This window comes from Paenibacillus sp. FSL K6-1230, assembly GCF_038002385.1.
Taxonomy (GTDB): Bacteria; Bacillota; Bacilli; order Paenibacillales; family Paenibacillaceae; genus Paenibacillus; species Paenibacillus massiliensis.
Map to the genome: position 1 here is coordinate 5,426,449 of NZ_JBBOCK010000001.1, position 23,475 is coordinate 5,449,923.

Here is a 23,475-nt window from a genome sequence, read left to right on the forward strand (position 1 = left end):
AATGATTGCTGCATTTATTGCTGTGCTAATTCTTCCTAGTGCATTCATTGGTTATTTCTCCTATCAGAGTGCCAAGGAAGAGGTGCGCAACAAAATGTCATCGGCCATACCGCAGATTATGAGTCTGGTCGGCAAGACTGTGAACCAGGATGTTCGCTCTACACTTGATGATCTCAATACTACAGCTCTTCAATTTAATTCCGCCTCCATAAACGCAGACAAGCAGAGGGTTCAGGACACTTTTAATCAACTGTTAGCGACCCGTGCCCATCTGAGTTCGATCGTCTTGGCTAATGCAGATGGTGATTTTGTCAAAGCTCCTGTTAGTAACGATCCGAATTTCGATCCTCTTGCGGCAGCCTGGTACACCGGTGGCATGGATCGCAAGGGTGATGTGTTTATTTCAGATGTGTATACAGATGAGGCGACTGGCCAGTTACTTGTGGCATTCTCCAAACAGCTCCCCGATGGCAGAGGCGTGCTGACCGTGATTCAGGACCTGAAGCCGCTAGCCGAGCAATTAGCCAACGTTCACATTGGTGGTGACGGCAACATGGTCATTATGGACCGGAACAAGACGGTGCTCGCTGCGGCAGGTTCAGCCGCCAAATCCGGTGCCGTAAGCCTAGGTGGGAAAATGCTCGACATCGTGGATTCGCAGACTGAATCGACTCTGGATGAGAATGGAGAGCTAGGGTTCAATGTACATACAATTCCCTATATGGGCGGTGCCCTGGAGATCTACACGGGTGTGGACCCGTTAACAGGCTGGAATTATGTTGCGATCATCGGGCATGGTGATTTCAGCCAAGCTGCCAAGCCCATCCTCAACGTCAGTGTAACGGTTCTTGTGATCTCCGTCATGCTGGCCAGTGTCGTCATTTTCCTGATCCTGCGTGCCTTCCTGTTGCCTTTGAAGCAGTTGCAGCTCGCTACTCGCCGTGTGCGTGACGGAAATCTCTCCACTCGTGTGAACCTGAAGAGCAAGCACGAGCTTGGCGTACTTGCCGAAGATTTTGACCAAATGACCATTGCTCTACAAACGATGGTTACGGAGCTGACACTGACCTCCGATAAGCTTAGCACCTCCTCTCAGAAAATACAGGAGAGTACAGAGCAGACCACGAATTCGGTGCAGCGTGTAACGGAGACGATTGCCCAGGCCGCAGAGACAGCTGCCAGCAGTGCGTCCTCCTCCGAGCAGACAGCTCAGGCGGTAGAAGAGATGGCCCGTGGCGTAGCGAACATCGCAGAGTCCGCGAATAGCATCGTCGATGCTGCTCAAGATACTGCCCAAGCAGTAAATATAGGAAGCCTGACCGTGAACGAGGTACGGACGCAGATGCAACGTATTCTCACAGCGATCCAGGAATCCTCGCGTATGATTACTGAGCTGTCTGACCTGTCGGCAGAGGCTGGTAAAATGAACACCGATATTGCGGATATTGCCAAGCAGACGAATCTATTGTCCCTGAACGCTTCCATTGAAGCAGCCAGAGCTGGGCAGCATGGTAAAGGCTTCGCCGTCGTAGCCGCCGAGGTAGGTCAGCTCTCAGAGCAGTCCAAGCGGACTGCCGAGGACATCCGTGCCACACTGGACAAAATGTTCGAGCTGATCAGCGCCTCCACCACGAAGATGAACGGAGATGTGAGCAGCCAAGTTGATGAAGGGCTCAAGATCAGCGGCAAGGCAGCTGAGGTATTCAGCAGCATCGAGAGCTTTACCAAAAATATTGTCGATCAAATTCAAGGCATATCCGCCGTGGCTGAGCAGATCTCTGCCAGCACAGAGCAAGTATCTGCAACGGTAGCGGAGCTGGCTACATTGTCCAGACATTCCTCGGATAGCGCACAGAATACTTCGGCAGCAGCTCAGCAGCAGATCGCTGCCATGGAGGAGATTTCTTCGGCCTCACAGGAGCTCTCCAGTATGGCAAATGATCTACAGCAGCTTGTAGCGAGGTTCAAGCTGTAGCAGCAATAAATCCATCATTCTTAAGCTATCAGCAACACAGCCGATCACCAACACGAACTAACCCAAAAAAGGTCGAGATACGAGGAAAGCTTCTCCTCGTTCTCGACCTTTGGTCTGTCACCATTAGGCGGCAACAAGCCGTTATTCCCATACTTCAAGCTCAATGCTCTAGAGAGTTGGTTCTACCTCGTGGCTAACGGGGTAACTCACCGTGTACTCGACTCCCTCAAGCCAGCAGCCCTGCACAAAATCCCGGCCACGTACGACTACACGATCCTCATAGATCTCCACATGTAAGCCTTGGCTTCCTTCCAGATATTCATCCTCATCCGTCCAGAGATAGGCTACCGAGGCTGCATTGAACATGCTAGGCTGTTGCTGATCGTTACCATAGCGGGTACGCTCGTTATCCAGCGTCCAATGGGTATGTCCCGTGAACAGCATCACCTGTGGATAGCGATTCAGCACAGCCTTCAGCTCCGCATCCTGCTTGACACCGTACCAGCCCTGCTCCTCCATAGAGCCAGCTACTGTATTCAACAGTGGCTGATGCAGGAAGACAAAGATCGGGCGATTCGGTACAGCCTTCTCGGCCAGCGTCGTCTCCAGCCATTGCAGCTGTGTGCTGCTCATCTCACAATCCTTGGGATGCGGCTGCTCTGTGCCCAGGAATATGAAATGATACCCATCGATCCAATGATCATGATACGGTGCCTGCGAATCTGTAGCCTTCATGAACATACCAAGCCGCTTCTCCCAGAAGTCGCCAAGCTGCTCTTCCTGCATAGGTGCCTTGGCACTCTTCGTCATTGCTTCCTGCACCCATGCATGAATCTCCTGACTGCTCATACTTAGCAGATGGGCCGGGGGCTCGTCCACCAGCCCTATTCCCACGTCATGATTGCCCAGCGTATACCGAATAGGTGGCAGGAGCGTCCGGTAGGGCTTCAGGATTCGATGCAGCTCGTGATACTCCCCCAGTCTCCCATGATCCGTTACATCTCCAATATGCATAATCCCACTGCTTCCCTCGCTGAAGGAGAGCAGGTCCGTTAGTGCACGCTCCAAATGAAGATTATGAATATGCTGTGGCTCCTCCGTGACATGGGTGTCCGTAATAACCTGGAACGTTGCCAATGGCTTCACTTGTCGAGAACCCTCCTGCTCACCAGAGAGCAGGTCCAGCTGCTCGCTCTCACTTGTACTGATTTGGTTGTTATTCTGGTTGTTACTCTGGTTGCTTGCATAGTGAATTGCTGTTTCGTCCTTCATCAAGAATTCCCCCATTTCAATCCGATGACCCCAATCAGAATGAATCCCATCCATACCAGAGACATTGCTCTTATTCGTTCGCCAAATACAAAATGATCAAAAAGACCGATCAGCGTAATACCTACCCCTGACCAGATTGCATAAGCTACACCGAGAGGTATATGCTTCACGGCGAAGTTCAGCATCGTAAAGCTTGCACCATAACAGACAAACATCAGCACCGATGGCCATAGCCGTGTAAAACCGCCTGACAGCTTCATCATGATCGTGCCGCTGATTTCCAGTGCAATCGCCAGAGCAAGCAGGCCCCAGCCAATATAATTTTGATTTGTCATCCTGTTAGTCGCCTTCCATTAGCTCAATAAATGAATGAATGCTGGCGTCCGCCAGCGACAATCGCTCAGGTTCCCCAATTCCAACCTTCCATAGTACACCAGCCTGAATTCCCATCTTCATATCGCCGTCCGTGTCCCCGATAACAAGTGCGCGCTCCGCCGCTACCTTCATTCGTTCGCAGGCAAGTAGCACCATATCAGGAAACGGTTTGCCCCGCTCCACCTGATCATTGCCGATAATGACCTCGAAGTACTCCTTGATTCCCAACCAGCTCAAGTGTCGCTCTGCCTGACGGGTCTCGTCCGCTGTTACAACACCCATGGGAATCCGTGCCTTCCGGCAATGCTCCAGAAATTCGCGGGCACCCGGCATCAGCCTGACAGGGCGAGTGCGCTCCAGCTCCAGTTCTGCATGGTTCAAGCTCTGTGACACCATCAGCTTCGCCTCGGCCCAGGATACGCCAGCTCGATAGCCATGCCATGTGAGCACAGCCTCTACTTCTCCCATGCTGCCCATCGCAAGCGGCCCGCGAGCATCATAACCGATCACCCGCCCCTGTTCATCGTGCTCTGTTCCCCAGATTGCAGGGAGTGCTTCCGCAGCGAGTAGCCGTCCTTGGCGGGCCAACTCCTCCTGAAAGCAAGTCAGCACGACATCAGTCCAATGGCCCCAGAGATATGTGAAATCCAGCAATGTGCCATCCTTATCGAACAACACTGCCTCTACTGGTGCTGGAGCACCAGGGATTATCAGCTTCGACATGTACCGCACTCCTTCCCCATCCGTCACAAGCAGCCATCAGCTAAGCAATATGTGCTCCATATCGCATCACCGATGGCTGGCTCATGTATTTTACGCTTGCTATAAATTACATATGGACTTGCTTGCTTTACCTTGCTTGCTTATTTACTTATTCAGACGATCCAGCTCTTTCTGTGCCTTTTCTTTTGCTTTCTTCAATGCTTCAGCCGCTGGTACATTTTTGATCTGCACTTCGTCTGCCGCATCCTTCAACGCTTCGTTAATCTTACCGCCTGTAGGGTCCTGGAATGGCGATGAGCCATGAGCAGCCTGTTGCAGTGGTACTGTAATCTGTGGATTCTTTGCGCTGAATTCCTTGAAGGCTGGATCTTCCTGCGCAGATTGTCTAACTGCAATGTAACCTGTGTTCATCGACCATTGAGCCGTGTTGGAAGCTTCAGAGAAATACGTCAGCCATTCGAAGGCTGCTTGCTGCTGCTCTGGGCTTGCTTTTGCCAAAATCCCTGCCATACGTGCTTCTGCCACTGGCTTACCTTCTCCGATACCTTCCCAGCCCGGCTGTTCCATTGCAGCTACGATGCTGAAGTCCAGATCTCCCTGATCACCACTGGAGCCTGTATAGCCTGCTGCTTTGTTCTTCAAGACATCATCAATCGTCTTATACCAATATTCCCAGCCTTGTCCGCCGTATTGGATGCCCATGATCTTATCCTCATGAATCCATTTGCGGAACAGCTCCCAAGTCTCCACCCATTCCGGGGAATCAATCATCACGGTCTTGCCATCATCACTAAGGATTTGGCCACCTTTGCTAAATACAGCATCAATCATGTTATCCTTGCCCCACATTGGCTCCCAGCCATAGAATGTGGTTTTTCCATTCTCCTGCTTGGTCATCTTGGCTGCAGCGTCAGCCAGGGCTTCCCAAGTCGTCAGGGTGGCAGGATCAATGCCATGCTCCTTCAGGGTGTCCATACGGTAGTACATCACTTGTGTCGTTCCATACATGGGTAGGAAATATTGCTTTCCGTCCACTTGACCCTGCTGCAGGAAGGTCTGTACGTAATCCTCTTTATTAAATTCAGGATCGGCGGCAATCAGGTCATCCACCGAAGCATAGTAGCCTTTGCGCGCCCAATCCACGTTGGAGCCAAGCACGGCAGCAGGTACTTTGCCCGATGCAATAGCTGCCTGAAGCTTCTGCTCGGTCTCCGTATAGTCGGCCTGTACGATACCCTTTACCACAACTTTATCTTGCGAGCTGTTGAAGTTGTCGATCATCTTCTTCATATTGTCGCCCAGGTTGCCCCCAAGACCATACCAGAACTCGATCTCTACCGGAGCTTGTGCTGCTGCCGGCGCATTCGACGGACTACTGTTTGTTGCTGTATCAGAAGTTCCTGCTGTAGAAGCACTGCCACACGCTGTAAGCAGGGCAAAGCTCGAAGCCAGCACCAGCGACGTACCTCTCTTCCATTGCTGTGACCACATGGTGCGCATGTTGCTATACAGATGATTCCACTTCATGAATAATATCCCCCTATGTGAATTGAAATTGATACTTCGCGAATACACTTCATTCTTGCTCGTGCCTGTTACGACTTAATTCTTGTTCACGCCTGCCGTGATATTAACGCTCTCCATAATCGTCTTCTGGGTGAATACGAAGAGCAGCAGCAGCGGCGCAATCGTGAAGGCTCCAGCAGCCATAATCTGCGGCCAGGCCAGCCCATAGGCTCCACCCTCAACGAAGAAGCTTCGTAAGCCCGCTGACACGAGCTGAAGATTTGGGTCCTTCGTAATCAGCATGGGCCAGAAGTAGTTGTTGTACTGCTCGATGAATGTGATCAGGACCATTACCGCAAAAGTCGAGCGAATCAGCGGCGCCACAATCGTCCACAAAATTCGGAAATGTGAGGCCCCGTCCAATTGCCCCGCCTCAACAAGCTCATGCGATACCTGAAGGAAGGCTTGGCGGATCAGGAAAATCGAGAATACACTGACACAGTTGGACAAAATCAGTCCTGTATAGGTATCCAGCAGCTGCAGCTTGCTTAATATCAGGTAGCTCGGCAGGTAGACTGCCGTGCTCGGAATCATATATCCGAGCAGCACGATACCTGTCAGCAGACCCTTCAGACGGAATTGCATATGCGTAAGGGCATAAGCCATCATGCTGGAGTTGATCACTTGTAGTACACAGATCGCAGCAGCCACGCCGATGCTATTCAACATATAACGAGCGAACGGAGCCGCATGCCAGGCATCCAGATAGTTGCTCCATCGGAATTCCTGTGGCCAAAAGGTTGGCGGGAACTGCCAAATCTCATCATTCGTCTTGAAGCCACTGGTGACCATCCAATAGAATGGAAAGGCCATTGCAAGACTGACCGCCGCCAGCAGGATATAACGTAGAAGATTCAGAAGCCGCTCCCGGTTGAACCAAGCCAGCTTCCGCGGACGACCTGTCGCTTGGCTCGGCGCCTGCTTCGGTAATTTTTTAGGAATCACGGTCATGTTCATCAGTAGTGCACCAGGCGTCTACCCAGCAGGAAGGAGATTCCTGACAGGAGTACGCAGATCAGAATAATTACTACCGCAATAGCCGAAGCCTCACCTACATTGAAGGATTCGAATGCGGATTGATAGTACATATAGAGCAATGTCCGGGTTGCCCCTGCCGGTCCACCTTGAGTCATCACGTTAATCTGGTCATAGGCCTGCAGGGATTGAATTGTCAGAATGATAGACAAGAAGAAGGTCGTAGGCGAGATCAGTGGCAGGATAATGGCTCTGAATTTGTCCCACCAGCCAGCCCCATCAATGCCTGCCGCCTCCAGCAAGTCTGCCGGAAGATTACGCAGGGCCACGAGATAGAACACCATACACCAACCAATGGATTTCCACAGAGTAACAATTAGTACAGCGACTAGCGCCCAATCTCCATCACGAAGCCAGCTAATAGGAGAAGCACCGAACCAGCCCAATAACAGATTGGCCAGACCTACCTCTGGCTCAAAGATCCAGGACCACGCAATGGACACAGCTACTGTCGGGGTAACCCATGGTGAGAAAAGCAGCATTCGGAACAGGCTTCCGCCCTTCATCTTTTGGTTCATGAGCAATGCTAGCCCAAGCCCACCTACCATCGTCGGAATGACACTGCCAAGCCCGAATAGCAGCGTTACCCGCAAGGCCTGATAGAAATCCGAGCTCGTAAATAAATATTGATAGTTCTCCCAACCGACGAACAGCTTGTCGGGACTCATGAAATCCCACGATGTCAAGCTTAGGTATACGATGTAACCCAGCGGCCACAGCCAGAATAGCAGCAATGGAAGAAGCGCCGGCAGAGTGAACATTACAGCCTCCGTCTCCTTCATCAGCCTTACTTTCATATTCAATCACGTCCTTAAGTTTTAACTTTTCTGTTACCAACAAGTTAATCGGCTGTGTTGGATGACTTTTTTTCTTGTGTACAAAAATGATTGTACGATGCTTTTGATAAATGTAAGCCTGACTTATGTTAAAATAACGGGTGTCCATGTAAAAATTTTTTCCCAAATATTGCAGTATGCCTGCTAACTCCCCCCTCGAGGTGACCTTATGAAGGATCAAAAGGCCTTGACACCGGATAACTCCGGGCTAAGTACTACACAGAAGCATCGTACAGAAATGATTGAAGCGATTGCGAGCACGATGGATTTGTATGGCGTGAACCATACGTTTGGCCAGCTATACGGGATTATGTATTTTGAGGATCGACCGATGACCCTCGAAGAAATGAAAGAAGCCATGCAGATGAGCAAGAGCAACATGAGCTATGCCGTGCGTGCCCTGACTGAATCCCAAATGATCTATAAGCTGGAGGAGAAGAAGGAACGGAAGGACCTGTATGTAGCTGAGACTAACTTCTACCTGACATTTCAAAATTTCTTCGGGGATAAGCTTCAACGAGAGGTGGATGTCATGACGCACAGTCTCCAGCAGGTCAAGCCAGAGCTGATTGAATTCATTCTGTCGAGAGAGACGTCTTCCACGGAGCGTGAGACGGCTTTGCAAGATTTACACAAGCTTGAGCAAGCCGAGCAATATTACAAATGGTTGCAGGGCTTTGTGGATCGACTGCGTAAGGGTGATTTTTTCGAAGGTGAATCTGTGAAGCAGGAACGTCCTACAGAGGACTAATATGTACAGGCGTATAGGCTGCCGTCATATCACGCAAGACTGGCTTGCCGAACTTCTTGTCCAGGCCCGAGTGCTACATAGTGCATGCGGGCTTTTTTGCATTTTGTGCATTTACCGTGAAATCTATATGTATACCTCTAGGCAAATTAGTTGTAATTCCCTCTCACAAATCTCCTTATATAGTGAACGTCTCTACTAGACGCTCCAGATTCAAAGAGGGGGAATAATCATGGCAATTGGTGATGCATTAACTTCGAAATCTCAGCTTAAAGGACGCGACAGCGTGGATCTGTTGGCCAGAACACTCTATGGAGAGACCCGAGGTGACTCCGCTTCTCGCGTAGGTGTAGCCTATGTCATTTCGAATCGTAAAAGCAACAAGATTTACAACGAATTCAAAAATCTCAACACGATTGAGGCGGTTGTGCTTCATCCGTATGCCTTCAGCTGCTTTAACGATAATGATCCCAACCTTGCTCATTGTCTTCGGCCTGATACCAGCAGCGCAGCCTGGAAGAACATCGTAAATCTGGCCTCCAATCTTAGCAGCTCTGCCAATCCGATCGCCGCAAAATGCTTCTACAACACAAACAAGAGATTCGAAGAGCTGAGCTACACCCAGAACGGGAAGCTCTATTATAAGTTCCCTGGGGGAAGCACGGTCCAGATTAGCTCAAAAATCTCGATTGGTGCGCATATGTTCTTTGATTACATTGTGAATTAAGAAGTACGTAATAATAGAGACGGCCTTAGTCCCCGATACTTGAGACTAAGGCCGTGTTGGCATATGTTATTAGCCATATTAGGACTCGACAGGCTTCACTTCGATCTGATCCACTACGAATTGATTCTTGGCATCATCGAACTTATATACGACGTTAATATCACACACATACATGGGGGATACGCCGACAGAGCCCGGTATATACAGCTTGATTGACTGCCCCTCTAAGGAATAGAGCACAACACCACCGAAGTAAAGCTCCTCTTGATCGACCGTTGTTTCAGCATCTAGTGGATATTCGAGCTTGTATTCCTGGCCTTGCGTCTTTACTCTAATCCCTAATGTACCATCGGCTTGTTGGGTTACATGCGATTCAATCTGTTCCGCAACAATATCCTCATAGCCCTGTACCTGGATCTCGGTAGCGTCCTTGGCATCCACCACATGAATCTCATAGAGGCTCAGCCCTGTCCCTCGTCCGGTCTGGATGATGATGACAGCTTCCTCTTGACCATCTCCTGTAAGATCCGTATAGAATACCTGGGGGTCAGTTCCTGTATTGGGAATCTGCCAATCCCATTCCTTTTGTACTCCATTGATCTCCAGCGTTACCCCTTCGATTGCATGCCCCGTGTCCTTCTTGGCATACAATTTTACTTGTCCATCTGCAGAAGCCGCTATCCATTCGTCATGCTTCTCTTGCTCCAGTTGCATCGACACGTGCTTGCTGGGGGACTCTTCTGGCTCTGGTGCAATTGGGGCCACCTCTTGTGAGCTGCACCCCGACAGCATGATAGCGCCAAGCACGAAGGCTGCGCCTACTTTTCTTATCAACACAATAATCTCCTCTCCTGACTAGTTAGCATTTTTCATAATTCGATCTGGAAAAATTATACCAAAACCACAAAGAAGAAGAATGACATGTGAATGACAACATTTTAAAATAAAGTTAAATTTATGTTAACAAGCTGTCTGTCTGCTTCACAATATCAGCTCAAGTCGCTGCCTTCACCATTTGAACGTGTGATATCATCTAACACAACTAACTTAACTTTCACAAAGCACAACAAAGCACAGGCCAAATGCCTGTGCTTCCTATCGTCATAATTAATTTATATGATACATTCCCTACCTCGCCTAATTCCTGCAGTGTCACCGACGATTAGATTTTCTTCACGAATTCGGACTTCAGCTTCATGGCACCGAACCCATCAATTTTGCAATCAATATCATGATCCCCATCCACCAGACGGACACTCTTCACCTTCGTACCGATCTTTAGGACAGAGGAGCTGCCTTTAACCTTCAGATCTTTAATAATGGTCACGGAGTCTCCATCCTGCAATACATTGCCATTGGCATCCCGTACAACCTTCTGCTCCTCAGCACCTTCATTCTCGGCACCGGGAGTCCACTCATGAGCACATTCCGGACAGATCAGCAGGCTACCATCCTCATAGGTATAAGCTGAATTACATTTAGGACAATTCGGTAAATCCATCATCTTTCTATCTTCCCCCATCTCTCATCTCAACAGCCATGCACAACATCTGACATTACAGGCCTGTCTATTATGCTACCTAACCATTCTACAATCTGTATCTTGACGATGCAATGACAGTCCGCTCTACTCTCTTAAGAGTTCTGTTTTAGAAGGTCTGACTTCTGGTTCTGGCTTTAGAACTGACTTCAGATCTGGCTTTTGAGCCAAATAAATTTAAATAAAACTTAAAAATCACTATAATAATAAGTAAGGTATAATGATTTAGATTAGCAAAAGAACCCAATCCGCAGCTACTCATACTCGAGAATGGCACCTCGCTATGAATCATGCTTCACATCAATTACAAGGGGGATTCAATGAACAAGCTAGACTTCAGCAAACAGGTATTCAGGCCGATCGGATTGATGATGCTATGTGCAATCTTGTCGATCTCATTCCTGCAGCCTGCCTATGCGGCTCCACCACCAGCGCCTAATATAATAACTGCCACGGAGCAACTAATCATTTCTGGATATCCCGGCGGGGCCACCATAACTGTGTATACATCAGACGGACAGGTGTACGTTTCACACCAAAATCTCCCGGCTAATAGTACCTTACATGTCCCTGTATGGCCTGATTCACGACAGTATTATGTAACACAAACTGTAAACGGCGAAGAAAGCCCCCCTTCCAGCTTAGTCAATCCACCCCTACGTACACCTGTTGTGACTCCCGGGGTAGAGTATATTGATGTTTCCAACTTATCAGGCACCCCGAGTCTACGGCTATTCAATGCCACTTCAGGCCAAGAGGTACCTGCAAATCCTGTGTATCTGGGCGGCAATATGTACCGACTGATCAATGTCGTTCCACATAGCGACCTCTACTATGTCACCCAGACGCTGAACGGAACCACTAGCTCGAACTCAAGCTTCGTTACACCATCGCTGCGCGTACCGACAGCAACGGGCGGCTTGGGTCATGTAGATGTCTCCAATGTGCATCCAGGCGCTACTGTGAGGCTCCATCGCAATGATGGGACAATCATGGCGACGAACCCAGCCGATCAAGGCGGTGGCGTGTATCGCTTCGAATCCGTCGCACTGGGCACAGGATACTATGTAACCCAGACCATCAACGGCATGAACAGTGCAGACTCCAGTAGAGTTGATGTGACAGAATATGTCCTAGATGCTCCTGTAGCGACTAGCGGAGCAGAAACAATCGTCGTCAGCCAGTATGTATCCGGTGCAACACTCAAGCTGTACACTACAACAGGCGTCCTGAAAGGGACTTATCCGAATATCACGGATTCAAGCTATACCATTACGGATGTGCTGCCTGATCCAGACCAATACTATGTCACCCAGACCGTGAGCGGCAAGGAAAGCGTCAATTCAAGCTTCGTTAACCCGACACTGCGCACCCCTGTTGTTAATGCTGGATTAGAGTACATTGATGTCTCCAACGTATCCGATCGCACAGAGCTCAAGCTGTTCAATGCTTCGACTGGGCAGCCGGTACCTGCTAACGTAGAGTTCCAAGGCAATGGTGTGTATCGTCTCGTTGACGTTGCACCGCATAGTGACTACTATTACGTCATGCAATCGATTCATGGCATCAGCAGCATTAATTCCAGCTTCGTCTCACCAGCGCTTCGGGTACCAAGTGCGGCTGGTGGCGGGGAATATGTGGATGTATCTAATGTGTATCCAAGCGCTACTGTGAGGCTCCATCGCAATGATGGAACAATCATTGCCACGAACCCAGCCGATCAAGGCGGTGGTGTATACCGCTTCGAATCCGTCGCATCGGGCACAGGATACTATGTAACCCAGATCATTAACGGCATCCATAGCGCAAGCTCTAATGCTGTTGTTGTCACTGACAATACACCCGTGGCTCCCGTAGCAACGGGTGACGAGGAAGCTATCACGGTTACTCATTTTGTATCCGGTGCAATACTCAAGCTGTACACCACCACAGGCGTCCTGAAAGGGACTTATCCGAATATCACAGATTCAAGCTATACCATTACGGATGTGCTGCCTGATCCTGATCAATACTATGTCACTCAGACCGTAAATGGTAGAGAGAGCCTCAATTCCAGCTTTATTAACTCAACGTTGCGTACTCCTGTAGCTACCGCTGGAATCGAGTACATTGATGTCTCCAACGTATCCGATCGCACAGAGCTCAAGCTCTTCAATGCTTCCACAGGGCAATCTGTCGCTGCTAACGTAGAGTCCCGGGGTCATGGTATGTATCGTCTGATTGACGTTGTACCGCATAGCGACTACTACTACGTCACTCAATCCATTGATGGCATCAGCAGTAGCAATTCCACTTTCGTTACACCATCGCTGCGGGTGCCAAGTGCGACTGGTGGACTGAAATCGGTAGACGTTACAAATATCTACCCAAACGCCACCGTACATCTGCATCGACAGGATGGAACGATCGTCGCTTCGAATCCGACGGATCTGGGGGGCGGTGTGTACCGCTTCAATTCAGTTGCAGCCGGGACTGGTTATTATGTAACACAGAGGATCAATGGACTTACTAGCTCCCACTCCAACCAAGTGGTCGTAACCGTCCATATCCCTGGTGCTCCCTTGGCTATCGGCGGCGAGGAATCGATTACAGTCAGCGAGTACACACCTGGTGCAACTCTCAAGCTGTACACTGGAGCTGGTGTCCTGCAAGGTATCTATTCCAGTGTAACGGGATCGGTCTATACGATTGACGACATCCTGCCTCATCCTGATTATTACTACATGACCCAGACTCTGAATGGTGAGGAAAGCGTCAATTCAAGCTTCTTCAATCCGTTATTACGTACTCCGCTGGTTACAGCAGGTGTCGAGTATATCGATGTCAGCAACGTGTCTGCGCAAGCGGCCTTGAAGCTGTATGATGCGGCGAACCATAACGTGGTCTCCAGCACGTATTCGGATCTCGGGAATGGTAAATACCGCTTTGAGCATGTCGTGCCACAGGCGGAGTACTATTATGTAACCCAGTCCGTCTATGGGATTGAGAGCATCAATTCGGTCTTCGTCAATCCTGTTCTGCGCACACCTGTTGCAACAGGCGGGAGAGGTACCGTTGAGGTCACAAATGTGTACCCTGGTGCTACACTTAGATTGTACCGAGCGTCTTCCCAAGAGGCGCTTGCCATGCAGCCTACAGAGCAGGAAAATGGCACTTATCGCTTTAGTAACATTTCATCCAGAGGCAGCTATTATGTAGTTCAGATGATCAATGGCGTTGCAAGCCCTCAATCCAATGCCGTTAATGTAACTACTAGGTCAAGTAGCTCATCGGACATGGATAGTGGCGACAATAGCGGATCGTCTGTTCCTCCGGTCCAAACACCAGTGACCCCGCCAGTAGACACCTCTAAGCTGGTGAATGTGTTGGTGAACGGGCAGATTCTAAAGGCTGGTGTCTTAACAACCCGTACGCAAAATGGTCAGACGGTTCATTCCATTCAAGTGGATCGGGAGCTGATCCGCAGCGTATTGAATGACCAACCGCTAGGAGCTACGGTAACTGTACCATTTACAGACCTGCCGGCTGGTGATGCATTCATCGCGAACTTCGACGGCGATCTGATGCGTGAAATGCAGCAAGCGTCCGCCCTATTGTCTGTCCAGACAGTAAGCGGACACTATATTGTACCTGCACAGCAAATCGAGCTGCAATCGGCTAGCTCGAATGATATGTCCAACGTGGACGTTCAGATCAGAGTCGCGGCGGCTTCAACTGTTCAGACCGAGGCAGCAGATCGTGCGGCCACAGCAAATCAGTTGGAACGCCTAACTCCACCTGTACAGTTCGACATCACTGAGGTAAGTGACGGTAGTTCAACAGCCACTAACCGCTTCTCCACCTACGTGGAAGGATTGGTTCCAATACCGGAGGATGTGCAACCGGATCGGATCACCACGGCAGTCGCTGTGGACCCTGACGGTTCCGTGCGTCATGTACCGACTCGGATCGTTAACGTAGATGGCCGCTGGTATGCTTCGATCAAGAGTCTTAGCAACAGCAGTTATATGCTCGTCCGACAGGAGCAGATCTTCACGGACATTTCAGGCAGCTGGGCACGAAGCTCCATTGAAAATATGGGCAATCGACTGATTGTGTCCGGTACGGGAGCTGGACAGTTCCAGCCGCAGCGTGCAATCACCCGGGCAGAGTTCGCCTCCATCCTGTCAAAGGGTCTTGGACTAGAACCCACTAATGACAAGGCAAATTTTGCGGATGTAGCTACTAACTCCTGGTACAACGGATCGGTCTCCGCCGCTGCGGACTATGGACTGATTACTGGCTTCTCGGATGGTACCTTCCGCCCAGGGCAGAGCATCACCCGCGCAGAGGCCATGGTTATGCTGTCTCGGGCAATGACACTCACGGGACTGTCTGGCAGTGCTTCTGGAGACAGTACTGCTGTCCAGCAGTTCACTGATGCAGATCGCGTCCCTAACTGGGCTCGTGAGGCAGCAGCCTCCAGTGTTCAGGCTGGCCTGATCACTGGAATGAGCGGTAATCGTCTGGCCCCGGAGCAGGTCGTCACTCGCGCAGAGATCGCTACGATTCTGGAGCGCTTGCTTCGTGAGTCTGGCCTGATCTGACGGTAGCGCTCATCAGATAGCCTACAGCAATACAAAAACACCCGGCATTGCGTTAAGGGAAAGATGCTCTACAACCGAGCATTTCCCGCCCGCAATTGCCGGGTTTTGTTATGCTTGCCAATGCCTTTGCTTAAGACTACGTCAAAAGTCATGCTCTATGCTGCCCTGCTCTACTGTACACTCACTGATAATTCTACTGTACTGGTGAGTCCACCCTGTAGATCATACACAATGTTACTAACTACATATCTTCCCTCATCAACGAAAGTCTCGATGATATCCGCATCCACGAAGATATCGAGCTTACAGCTTGCATCCAGCTGAGGGGTCTTGAATTGCGTATCGTAGCCCTCCAGCTCTCCGAACACCTCTGATCGGTTCGTATGCAGTACACCATCCTGTAGCCAAATTCTATACCCTCCGATACATACTTCATCCCCGTTGTGGAGTGTGGCTTGAAGATAGTAGGGCTTTGTGAAATCGATCTGATCCGGTTGCTCTAGCTTGCTAGAGAAGCTGTCCAGCACCTGTGGGTGGGGACGAAAATAAATATGCTCCTCCACCACTTCAATCACTCGGGGCAGACACATCATGCCAATCCACGGCTCTTCTCCTGCCCGCTGGACCCTGCGTGGCATACGCATCCAGGCGATGAGGACTCGTCTACCCTCCGCATCGAGATTCGTCTGCGGCGCATAAAGGTCGAGGCCATAATCGACCAACTGGTAGGTATCTGGAATAGCCAGCTGGGCACCTTCCTCCTGAAATGAAACCAAGCCGCAGATGGCATGGCTTGTATAGAATTGCCCTTGTGGCACGCCTTCCGGTGACATCAGCAGGATCGAATGCTCCGTCCCATCTGAATCCGTCAGCTTGAACAGATCAGGGCATTCCCACATATAGCCCAGCCCCGGCTTCGAATAGCTGCTCACGTATTGCCATTGCAGCAGATCGTCGCTTTTATAGAACAACAGCTTCCCCTGTCCAGCTGCCTTCGAACCCAGCACCATATAATACCCGTCCTGCCCCTTCCAGACCTTCGGATCTCTCGTATGTGCACGGTCACCGAGCTCAGGGTCCGTAATGGGAGGCACCACAAGATGCTTTTGCTGGAAGTTGTCGAAGCTCCACCCATCCTCGGAGATTAGCAGAGCTTGGCTGGACTCGAACTGCTCATCTACAATCCGGTGTATATTGTCGTCATCAAAGACCTCATATTTGACACCTGTATAGTACAAATGCAGCTTCCCCTCCACCTCCAGCGCAGTGCCTGAGAAACAGCCATTTCGATCATAGCCCTTGCTGGGAAAAAGCGCGACGCCTTGATGCTCCCAATGCACCAGATCCCTGCTCATTGCATGCCCCCAGTGCATAGTGCCCCACATCGTACCATAGGGGAAATACTGATAGAATAAATGATACACGCCCTTGTAGTAGATGAAGCCATTCGGGTCGTTGATCCAATGACCTGGTGCTCTGAGATGAAGCAGATCCGTCTTCAATTCCCGTTCCTCCTTGACGTCAAAAGATTATAGTATCACGAGTTATCATCTAATTTTGATCCTCGTTCATTAGAACAGCAAGCGCTAGCCGTCGTCGACAGGGCTCCCCGCTTGCAGTAGCTCTACCTCACAAGTGATCTGGTCAAGGTACCCTTACACCATCTCCGATTAGCCCTTCACTGCCGAGCCTACCGTCATCGCACGCTCAACCTGGTCACTCAGGAGGAGATAGACGAGGACCATCGGCAGAGACGCGATCGTCATGACCGCTCCCATCGCTCCCCAATCTGTACTGTAGGAGCCCTGGAAGAATAATAGACCCAGCGGTAGTGTCTTCATATTCTCGTCCGAGATCAGAATATATGCCAGGGTAAATTCGTTCCAGTTGTTCAAGAATTGGAAAATAGCTACGGTAGCAATGGCTGGAAGTGCGAGCGGTACAACGATACTCAGGAACAGTCGATAGATACTGGCTCCATCCATACAAGCCGCTTCCTCAATCTCCTTCGGAATTCCCATCAGAAAGCCATAGAACACCATAGTAGAAAATGGCAGACCAATAGCTACATAAGGCAGAATCAAGGCTCCATAGGTATTGGTCAGGTGAAAATCACGAACCAGCAGTGCAAGTGGGATCATGATGACCTGCAACGGCATGAACATCCCGATAATCATGTACATTCGCGCCAGTGAATTGAAGCGCCATTTCATGCGGGCCACGGCAAAAGCAAACATCAGAGCCATGAGCATAATCAGCAGGGTGGATATTGTCGATACCACAAAGCTGTTCATGAAATAGCGTGGAATATTGAATTGCTGCCAGGCGTTGATATAGTTCTCAAATCGAAAGGTCGTCGGGAATCCAAACGGATTGGTTACGAATATCTCATCATTGTTTTTCAATGAATAGGAAATCATCCAGAATAGCGGGTAGATGGATACGATCACATACAGCCACAGCGGTAGCTGTAAGACGAATTGTCCGATTTTGCGCACAGCGGTTATACTCATTTTGCTCTCCTTTACATCTCTAGTTGCATTCATGGAATATCAGGCATGTTGCCCGCGATCAAATACCTTGTTAATAATGACGGTAGCAAGCAGCGAGATGGTTACTAGCACTACGGATACAGCACATGCATAGCCATAGTTGCTTTCCATGAAGGCATAGCGATAGATCATGTAGGTAAGGGTGTAGTTAATCGTACCTGGACCTCCACTGGTCATGATCAACATCTGCACGAACGCACCAATCCCTGAAGTAATCGCAATGATGAAGCAGAACTTGAACGTCTCTCTCATCAAGGGCAGGGTGACGTAGAAATGCGCCTTCCATTTGCTACAGCCATCAATAGTGGCAGCCTCGAAGTAGTCCTCTGGGATGGATTTCACACCTGCATACAGGAGTGCGAATTGATATCCCATGAACTGCCAGGCATTGACGAACGCAATTGCAATAATAGATGCAGTCGGAGAAGTGAGCCAGTTCTGCTGGTACGAAATATTCAGCAGCGTGAACAGACGGTTAATGAGTCCGTTGGTCGGATCATACATCGCAATCCAGAGCTGACATACGACCGTAACTGACAGCACCACGGGAATAAAGTAAGCGGTCTTCAGGAATTTTCGACCACGAGTACGGGGGTCAGCGCAGATCAGGGCAAGGATCGTACCAAGTCCGATCTGGAAGACGATCAGGACAAGAGCGAAGATGCCCCCATTCTTCAACGAAGTGATGAGTAGCGGGTCATGGAACAGCTCAATATAGTTGCTGAGCCCTGCGAATTCGGGCGTGCTCAGCCCGTCCCAATCATAGAAGCTACGAAATACCGTCTGAAGTACGGGATATATCAGAACAACGCTATAGATCAGCAGTGCTGGCAGCAAAAACAGAGTCAATGCTGTCTTGTTACCTAAATATTTATTCATGTGTTCCTTCCACCCCTTTTATCTGTCAGAGCAACCCCTGATGATGAATCACCAAGGGCTGCCGGGTTCCTAGTTATTAGTTCTCTTTATCCAATACACGGTTCAGACTTTCGACGAATTCCTCCGGCGTGTAGCTATCCACCATGAGATACTGCGTGCCGTCATTGATGGCATTTGTAATAGCCGTATTGCTCAGTAGCTGTGCGTAATTCTCTGCATTTGGCAGAAGCTCTGTTGCTACGCGCTGCATCATCGCAGGTACATCCGAAGCGATCGGCAGGTCAACCTTAGGGGATACGATCGGGCTACCTAGCTGTGTGTAACGGTATTCGGCAGACTTGGCTGCCAGGAACGCAGCGACCTCGACCGCTGTATCCTTGTTCTTGCTGCCAGGGTATACGGCATAGCCTTGCGGAGCTCCCGCCCCGTTGATGAAATACTTGGATTGCTCATAAGTAGCCTCATCCTTGGCTGGCCAGTACATCCAGTTCACCTGATCTCCCAGCTTCTCCTGCGAGCTATAGATCTCCCACTGACCATTTACGAACATGGCAGCTTTGCCTTGATAGAACAAGGAGGACGCCTGATCATAGTTGGTATTCGTTGCATTCGCATCGAATAATCCCGCTTGCTGCAGCTGCTTCATCTGCTGAGCAGCCGTCACGAAAGCCTCAGGCAGCTGCTTCAAGCCCTCCTGACCGATTGCACCGAAGCCCTGCGGCTGCTCCCGGGTCACAAGACCGTTATAGAAGGCGGTTGTAATCCACTTTTCTTTTGCAAATATGGACATCGGTACAAACCCAGCAGCCTTCAGCTTCTGTGCAGCCTCTGCCATCTGATCAATCGTCTTGATCGGCGTCTGGATGCCAACCTGTTCGAAGATCGCTTTGTTGTAGTAGATGATCTGGAACTCAATTCCCGTATCGGGATACGCGTAGACATGATTATCCGGCGCCACCAGACGGGATTCTACGCCTGGATTCAGGTTCTGCTTGAATTCAGTAGTAGCTTCATAGTCATCCAGCAGCTCGACATTTTTGGATTTGGCCATCGTCTGCAGTGTCGACCAGTCTGTAAAGTAGATATCAGGCATATTGCCCGTTGCCGCATATGTCTTTAGCTTTTGATAGCCATCCTGCACCGCAGCGTCCAGCTCAATCTCTACATTCGGCATTTCCTCTTTAAGCTTCTCCACTGCATAGTCGAACGGCTTGGACGTATCATCATCAAAATGCTGCGCATACACCTTCAATTTGATTGTTCCATCACCAGATGAATTGGATGCTTCCGAGGAGGAGGATTCAGTTCCCCCACAAGCAGCCAAGACCAATGACATTGTAAGCGTTAGCAATACAGCCTTCAATCGTTTGTGATTCTGTGCTTTCATTTCATTGCCCCCTTGTGCAGCTCTCTTTGACTGCGTTTTCATTGCTGTAGCTATAGTATAGTCAACACGGACATGGTTCTTTAAGGCACAAAACGGGCGCTATCTGTAAAAAACGGGACAAATCCCCGTAGAGCGTTCACGAATTTCACGAAATTCACGTTTTTCCCTGAAATGAAGAGCAGCCACCCTTCAAATGAAGAATAGCTGCTCTCTATGACTAATCCATTCCATCCGCACGAATCTACTGACCTACCCCTACTCATCTAATCCTACTTATCTGATCCTGCCTAACGATGACACAATCTATCTCTTCCTGAGCTGCTCATATTCTGTCGGGGTCATACCGAAGCATTTCTTGAAGGATTTGCTGAAATAATTCGGGTCGCTATAGCCGACGCTCTCCGCGATTTCATATAGCTTGCGGTTGCCCTCCAGCATGAGCTCCTTAGCCTTCTTCATCCGAATATGTGTAATATGATCGACGATCGAGAAGCCAGATTCCTTGCGGAAGACGCGCCGCAGATAGCTGGGATCGACGAATACGCCACCGGATACCTGCTCTGCAGACAGGTCTGGATCGGAGTAGTGCTCCTGAATGTAATGAATGGCTGCAGCGAACAGATTTGCGGCCTTCGTCGGGCGAATCTGCTCCATTAGTCGAATCAGGCGATGGTATAGCGATGCCAACCATTCCTCGGCGGCCTCCCAGCTTCCAAGTCCTCGCAAGTAATCGTAGGGTGAGACCGCATCCCCGTTATCCCATAGCTGATCATAGCCTATGCCCCGTTCACTGGCGAAGGTCAGAGCCAGAGACACAATCCCCATCAGTGTCGCATCCGCATACTCGTCTCCCCACTCATACATTCGAAGCTGCCGCACGGCCCTGCGGACCTCCTCCAGGCACTCACTGTCCTTCATGATCAGGCCCAGGACGACCGCATCGCGCAGGCTGCCAAGATCAGGCGGTACAGCCCGGACGCCAGCAGTAGCTCCGATTGACTCACTAGCTTCGCCGCGCTTCTCTGATGAAGGCAGCTTCGGCAGGTCCGGTCCAATCCGTGTCAGCATCGCGCTCATCTCTTCTGCATTAAACGGCTTAAGCAAATAATCCTTAACGCCTGTGCGCACTGCTTTTTGCAAATATTCGAACTCGTTATGTCCAGAAATGAATACAATGGCCATCCGCTCGAACCGGACCTTCAGCCGCTGCGCCAGTTCAATCCCGTCCATGAAGGGCATATTGATATCGACCAGAGCCAAATGCGGCTTGTGCAGCTCTGCCTCCTGAAGTGCCTCTTGTCCATTTCTCGCCTCACAGCAGACCTGAAAGCCATGGCTCTCCCAATCCATTTTCAGACGCAGAAAATCACGAAATAAAGGTTCATCATCCACGATCATCACTTTATACATGCTGTGTCCCACTCCCCTTTTGCAGCATCGGCAACGACAGCTCGACCCTTGTCCCTTCTCCAGGAGCGCTGTGCACCATAATTCCGTATTCCTCACCAAAATACAAATTCAATCGTTGCTGAACGCTATACGTGCCGATTGAACGTGCACCCTCCTCGAAGGAATCACGTGACATGATGGCTTCTACCTGTGCAGAGTCCATCCCTACACCGTTATCTTCCACCCGAATAATAACCTTGTCATCCTGAGTGAAGGCAGATATACGGATGAACCCCTTGATTCCTTTGGCCTTCAGTCCATGATAAATCGCATTCTCTACCAGAGGCTGGAGAGATAGCTTCGGAATCGGGGTACCCGCCAGTTCAGATGGAATATCAATCTCGTAGCGGAATACATCTGGATAGCGAATCTGTAGAATCGTCAGATAGTCATCCGTCAGTTCTGTCTCCTTCTCTAGAATGATGAGCTCTCGTCCCTTATTCAGGGCCATCCGGTAAAAATCAGCCAACGCCTTGGTCGTATCTCTCGCTTCATCATGGCGATCCAGCTCATTCAGCGCATAGATGGTATCCAGCGTGTTGTATAGAAAATGGGGCTTAATCTGTGCACTCATCAAGGCGAGCTCAAATTCACGCTTGCGATTCTGCTCCTGCCTGACGGTATCAAGCAGCTCCCGTACCCGTCTGACCATATAGTTAAAGGCCTCGGCAATCGTACCGATCTCATCCTCGGAACGCACAGGCGCTACCGTATGAATATCTCCGTTCACTACCTTTCGCATCGCCCCGGTCACCTGCTCCAGCGGACTTACAACCATTCGGGACAGGAAGCTCGCGCCCAGCCAGGAGAGCACCAAACAGAATAGGCCAATCGCTGCGGTCAAGCCGACATTTGTGCGCACATCCGCCATGAGCAGATTCAAAGACACGACATTCACGAGCTTCCAGTTCATTCGATCATAATCGACTACCGAAATCAGATTTCCGTCCTCCTGGAATGAGCACGCTCCAGCGGAAGATTGACTGCCGCAGGACTGCATCGACGACGCCAGCTCGGAGCTAATGGGTTGCATTAGCTGGGCATTATCTTCAGCTACCACCACCTGATGGCCTCGATCGAGAAAATAGTAGGCTTTCGACGTAGAAGCATCACTGGATTTCAGATATGCGGATAACCGCTCCTCCTTCACCAGCAGGAACAACGTACCGTACACTTCCCCGTTGTCGATGTGAATGACCGTCTTGCGGAGCGTCAGCATTGGGGAGCTCGGGTCCGGGGTCAGTAGGTCTCTGCGTTCCATCCCCATCCAAATTGCTCGTCCGTAGCTGTCCATCTCCTGACCACTACGCACCAGCTTACGGATCTGATCGGCATCCCCTTTCTCATCATAGGAAGCATATATATATCCGTTGCTATCCACGAATACAGCCCCGTCTACCTCCTTGAAGATTGATACATCAATGGACAGACGACTCTGCATGAGATTGGCAAAACGCGTCTGCTCGACCGTGGATGCTGGAGGCTTGCCATTCGATTCATACAAGCGATTAATATTCGTCACCATAATATTCGCGGCAGTCTCTACACTGCTGAAAATGTAATCGGTTCTGGACAGAATCAGTTGAGATTCATCCATGACATTGCTGGTCGTCCGCTCAATCAGAGAGCGGCTGAAGATCTGGCTCGATCCGACCCCAAGAATAACCAAGGATAGTATGATCAAGGGTAGAAATAAGGCGATTACCTTACTCTTGAAGCGTAGTCGCCCGAACCATTTTTGTGCCCAAGACATGAACTTGTACATGATCTGCCCCCGAAATCGAAGAATATTCATCATGTTAACACAACTTCTTCACCGAGGAGT

At 50.0% G+C, this 23,475-nt stretch carries 18 protein-coding genes; 4 read left to right on the forward strand and 14 right to left on the reverse strand.

Going from position 1 to position 23,475, the window contains the following annotated elements; all coding sequences use genetic code 11:
• The first annotated feature begins 1 nt into the window (after position 1).
• Positions 2 to 1,975, forward strand: a complete 1,974-nt coding sequence (locus tag MKX74_RS24035) for a methyl-accepting chemotaxis protein (RefSeq protein ID WP_341180034.1) — start codon at positions 2 to 4, stop codon at positions 1,973 to 1,975.
• 168 nt (positions 1,976 to 2,143) lie between these two features.
• Here the strand turns inward: MKX74_RS24035 and MKX74_RS24040 are convergent, their stop codons facing one another.
• From MKX74_RS24040 to MKX74_RS24065, 6 genes are all read right to left on the reverse strand, one after another.
• A complete protein-coding gene (locus MKX74_RS24040; RefSeq protein WP_341180035.1) occupies positions 2,144 to 3,247 on the reverse strand; it encodes a metallophosphoesterase family protein in 1,104 nt (367 codons plus the stop codon).
• The gene (locus MKX74_RS24045; protein WP_028590220.1) at positions 3,247 to 3,582 is read right to left on the reverse strand and encodes a DMT family transporter; all 336 of its coding nucleotides are present in this window, start codon (positions 3,580 to 3,582) and stop codon (positions 3,247 to 3,249) included. Before MKX74_RS24045 ends, MKX74_RS24040 begins: the two co-directional genes overlap by 1 nt.
• 4 nt (positions 3,583 to 3,586) lie before the next feature.
• Positions 3,587 to 4,345 carry an HAD family hydrolase gene (locus MKX74_RS24050; protein ID WP_341180036.1) on the reverse strand — a complete coding sequence of 253 codons (759 nt, stop codon included), beginning with the start codon at positions 4,343 to 4,345 and terminating at the stop codon, positions 3,587 to 3,589.
• A 144-nt stretch (positions 4,346 to 4,489) separates the two neighbouring features.
• A complete protein-coding gene (locus MKX74_RS24055; RefSeq protein WP_341180037.1) occupies positions 4,490 to 5,872 on the reverse strand; it encodes an ABC transporter substrate-binding protein in 1,383 nt (460 codons plus the stop codon).
• A 75-nt stretch (positions 5,873 to 5,947) separates the two neighbouring features.
• On the reverse strand, positions 5,948 to 6,868 hold the full coding sequence (locus MKX74_RS24060; RefSeq protein ID WP_018887880.1) for a carbohydrate ABC transporter permease: 921 nt from the start codon (positions 6,866 to 6,868) through the stop codon (positions 5,948 to 5,950).
• Complete coding sequence (locus MKX74_RS24065) at positions 6,868 to 7,743, reverse strand: carbohydrate ABC transporter permease (RefSeq protein ID WP_341180038.1); 876 nt, start codon at positions 7,741 to 7,743, stop codon at positions 6,868 to 6,870. Before MKX74_RS24065 ends, MKX74_RS24060 begins: the two co-directional genes overlap by 1 nt.
• A gap of 208 nt (positions 7,744 to 7,951) precedes the next feature.
• Between MKX74_RS24065 and MKX74_RS24070 the strand changes: the two genes are divergently transcribed.
• A complete protein-coding gene (locus MKX74_RS24070) occupies positions 7,952 to 8,533 on the forward strand; it encodes a GbsR/MarR family transcriptional regulator (RefSeq protein ID WP_341180039.1) in 582 nt (193 codons plus the stop codon).
• Between the two features lie 229 nt (positions 8,534 to 8,762).
• Positions 8,763 to 9,257 (forward strand): cell wall hydrolase, encoded by a 495-nt coding sequence (locus MKX74_RS24075; RefSeq protein ID WP_341180040.1) that lies wholly within the window; start codon positions 8,763 to 8,765, stop codon positions 9,255 to 9,257.
• A 78-nt stretch (positions 9,258 to 9,335) separates the two neighbouring features.
• Here the strand turns inward: MKX74_RS24075 and MKX74_RS24080 are convergent, their stop codons facing one another.
• Positions 9,336 to 10,091 (reverse strand): hypothetical protein, encoded by a 756-nt coding sequence (locus tag MKX74_RS24080; protein WP_341180041.1) that lies wholly within the window; start codon positions 10,089 to 10,091, stop codon positions 9,336 to 9,338.
• A 328-nt stretch (positions 10,092 to 10,419) separates the two neighbouring features.
• Positions 10,420 to 10,761 carry a zinc ribbon domain-containing protein YjdM gene (locus MKX74_RS24085; RefSeq protein ID WP_341180042.1) on the reverse strand — a complete coding sequence of 114 codons (342 nt, stop codon included), beginning with the start codon at positions 10,759 to 10,761 and terminating at the stop codon, positions 10,420 to 10,422.
• 356 nt (positions 10,762 to 11,117) lie between these two features.
• Here MKX74_RS24085 and MKX74_RS24090 point away from each other — a divergent pair, with 356 nt between their 5' ends.
• A complete protein-coding gene (locus MKX74_RS24090) occupies positions 11,118 to 15,383 on the forward strand; it encodes an S-layer homology domain-containing protein (RefSeq protein ID WP_341180043.1) in 4,266 nt (1,421 codons plus the stop codon).
• Between the two features lie 170 nt (positions 15,384 to 15,553).
• On the opposite strand, the gene MKX74_RS24095 is transcribed toward MKX74_RS24090, so the two are convergent.
• The 6 genes from MKX74_RS24095 to MKX74_RS24120 all read right to left on the reverse strand — a co-directional run bounded on the left by MKX74_RS24095 (position 15,554) and on the right by MKX74_RS24120 (position 23,448).
• Positions 15,554 to 16,885, reverse strand: coding sequence for a glycoside hydrolase family 32 protein (locus MKX74_RS24095; protein ID WP_341180044.1), 1,332 nt, complete (start codon positions 16,883 to 16,885; stop codon positions 15,554 to 15,556).
• A gap of 168 nt (positions 16,886 to 17,053) precedes the next feature.
• Complete coding sequence (locus MKX74_RS24100; protein WP_018887888.1) at positions 17,054 to 17,896, reverse strand: carbohydrate ABC transporter permease; 843 nt, start codon at positions 17,894 to 17,896, stop codon at positions 17,054 to 17,056.
• Positions 17,897 to 17,935: 39 nt separating this feature from the next.
• Positions 17,936 to 18,814, reverse strand: coding sequence for a carbohydrate ABC transporter permease (locus MKX74_RS24105; RefSeq protein WP_341180045.1), 879 nt, complete (start codon positions 18,812 to 18,814; stop codon positions 17,936 to 17,938).
• Between the two features lie 76 nt (positions 18,815 to 18,890).
• Entirely contained in the window at positions 18,891 to 20,201 is a 1,311-nt protein-coding gene (locus MKX74_RS24110; protein ID WP_341180046.1) for an ABC transporter substrate-binding protein, read from the reverse strand.
• A 303-nt stretch (positions 20,202 to 20,504) separates the two neighbouring features.
• The gene (locus MKX74_RS24115) at positions 20,505 to 21,611 is read right to left on the reverse strand and encodes a response regulator transcription factor (protein WP_341180047.1); all 1,107 of its coding nucleotides are present in this window, start codon (positions 21,609 to 21,611) and stop codon (positions 20,505 to 20,507) included.
• Complete coding sequence (locus tag MKX74_RS24120) at positions 21,604 to 23,448, reverse strand: cache domain-containing sensor histidine kinase (RefSeq protein ID WP_341180048.1); 1,845 nt, start codon at positions 23,446 to 23,448, stop codon at positions 21,604 to 21,606. Before MKX74_RS24120 ends, MKX74_RS24115 begins: the two co-directional genes overlap by 8 nt.
• Positions 23,449 to 23,475 lie beyond the last annotated feature (27 nt).

Excerpts from the sequence above, each read along its gene's own strand:
- MKX74_RS24035 (WP_341180034.1), top strand. The coding sequence starts at position 2 with ATGATTGCTGCATTTATTGCTGTGCTAATTCTTCCTAGTGCATTCATT.
- MKX74_RS24040 (WP_341180035.1), bottom strand. The coding sequence starts at position 3,247 with ATGAAGGACGAAACAGCAATTCACTATGCAAGCAACCAGAGTAACAAC.
- MKX74_RS24045 (WP_028590220.1), bottom strand. The coding sequence starts at position 3,582 with ATGACAAATCAAAATTATATTGGCTGGGGCCTGCTTGCTCTGGCGATT.
- MKX74_RS24050 (WP_341180036.1), bottom strand. The coding sequence starts at position 4,345 with ATGTCGAAGCTGATAATCCCTGGTGCTCCAGCACCAGTAGAGGCAGTG.
- MKX74_RS24055 (WP_341180037.1), bottom strand. The coding sequence starts at position 5,872 with ATGAAGTGGAATCATCTGTATAGCAACATGCGCACCATGTGGTCACAG.
- MKX74_RS24060 (WP_018887880.1), bottom strand. The coding sequence starts at position 6,868 with ATGAACATGACCGTGATTCCTAAAAAATTACCGAAGCAGGCGCCGAGC.
- MKX74_RS24065 (WP_341180038.1), bottom strand. The coding sequence starts at position 7,743 with ATGAAAGTAAGGCTGATGAAGGAGACGGAGGCTGTAATGTTCACTCTG.
- MKX74_RS24070 (WP_341180039.1), top strand. The coding sequence starts at position 7,952 with ATGAAGGATCAAAAGGCCTTGACACCGGATAACTCCGGGCTAAGTACT.
- MKX74_RS24075 (WP_341180040.1), top strand. The coding sequence starts at position 8,763 with ATGGCAATTGGTGATGCATTAACTTCGAAATCTCAGCTTAAAGGACGC.
- MKX74_RS24085 (WP_341180042.1), bottom strand. The coding sequence starts at position 10,761 with ATGATGGATTTACCGAATTGTCCTAAATGTAATTCAGCTTATACCTAT.
- MKX74_RS24090 (WP_341180043.1), top strand. The coding sequence starts at position 11,118 with ATGAACAAGCTAGACTTCAGCAAACAGGTATTCAGGCCGATCGGATTG.
- MKX74_RS24100 (WP_018887888.1), bottom strand. The coding sequence starts at position 17,896 with ATGAGTATAACCGCTGTGCGCAAAATCGGACAATTCGTCTTACAGCTA.
- MKX74_RS24105 (WP_341180045.1), bottom strand. The coding sequence starts at position 18,814 with ATGAATAAATATTTAGGTAACAAGACAGCATTGACTCTGTTTTTGCTG.
- MKX74_RS24110 (WP_341180046.1), bottom strand. The coding sequence starts at position 20,201 with ATGAAAGCACAGAATCACAAACGATTGAAGGCTGTATTGCTAACGCTT.
- MKX74_RS24115 (WP_341180047.1), bottom strand. The coding sequence starts at position 21,611 with ATGTATAAAGTGATGATCGTGGATGATGAACCTTTATTTCGTGATTTT.
- MKX74_RS24120 (WP_341180048.1), bottom strand. The coding sequence starts at position 23,448 with ATGATGAATATTCTTCGATTTCGGGGGCAGATCATGTACAAGTTCATG.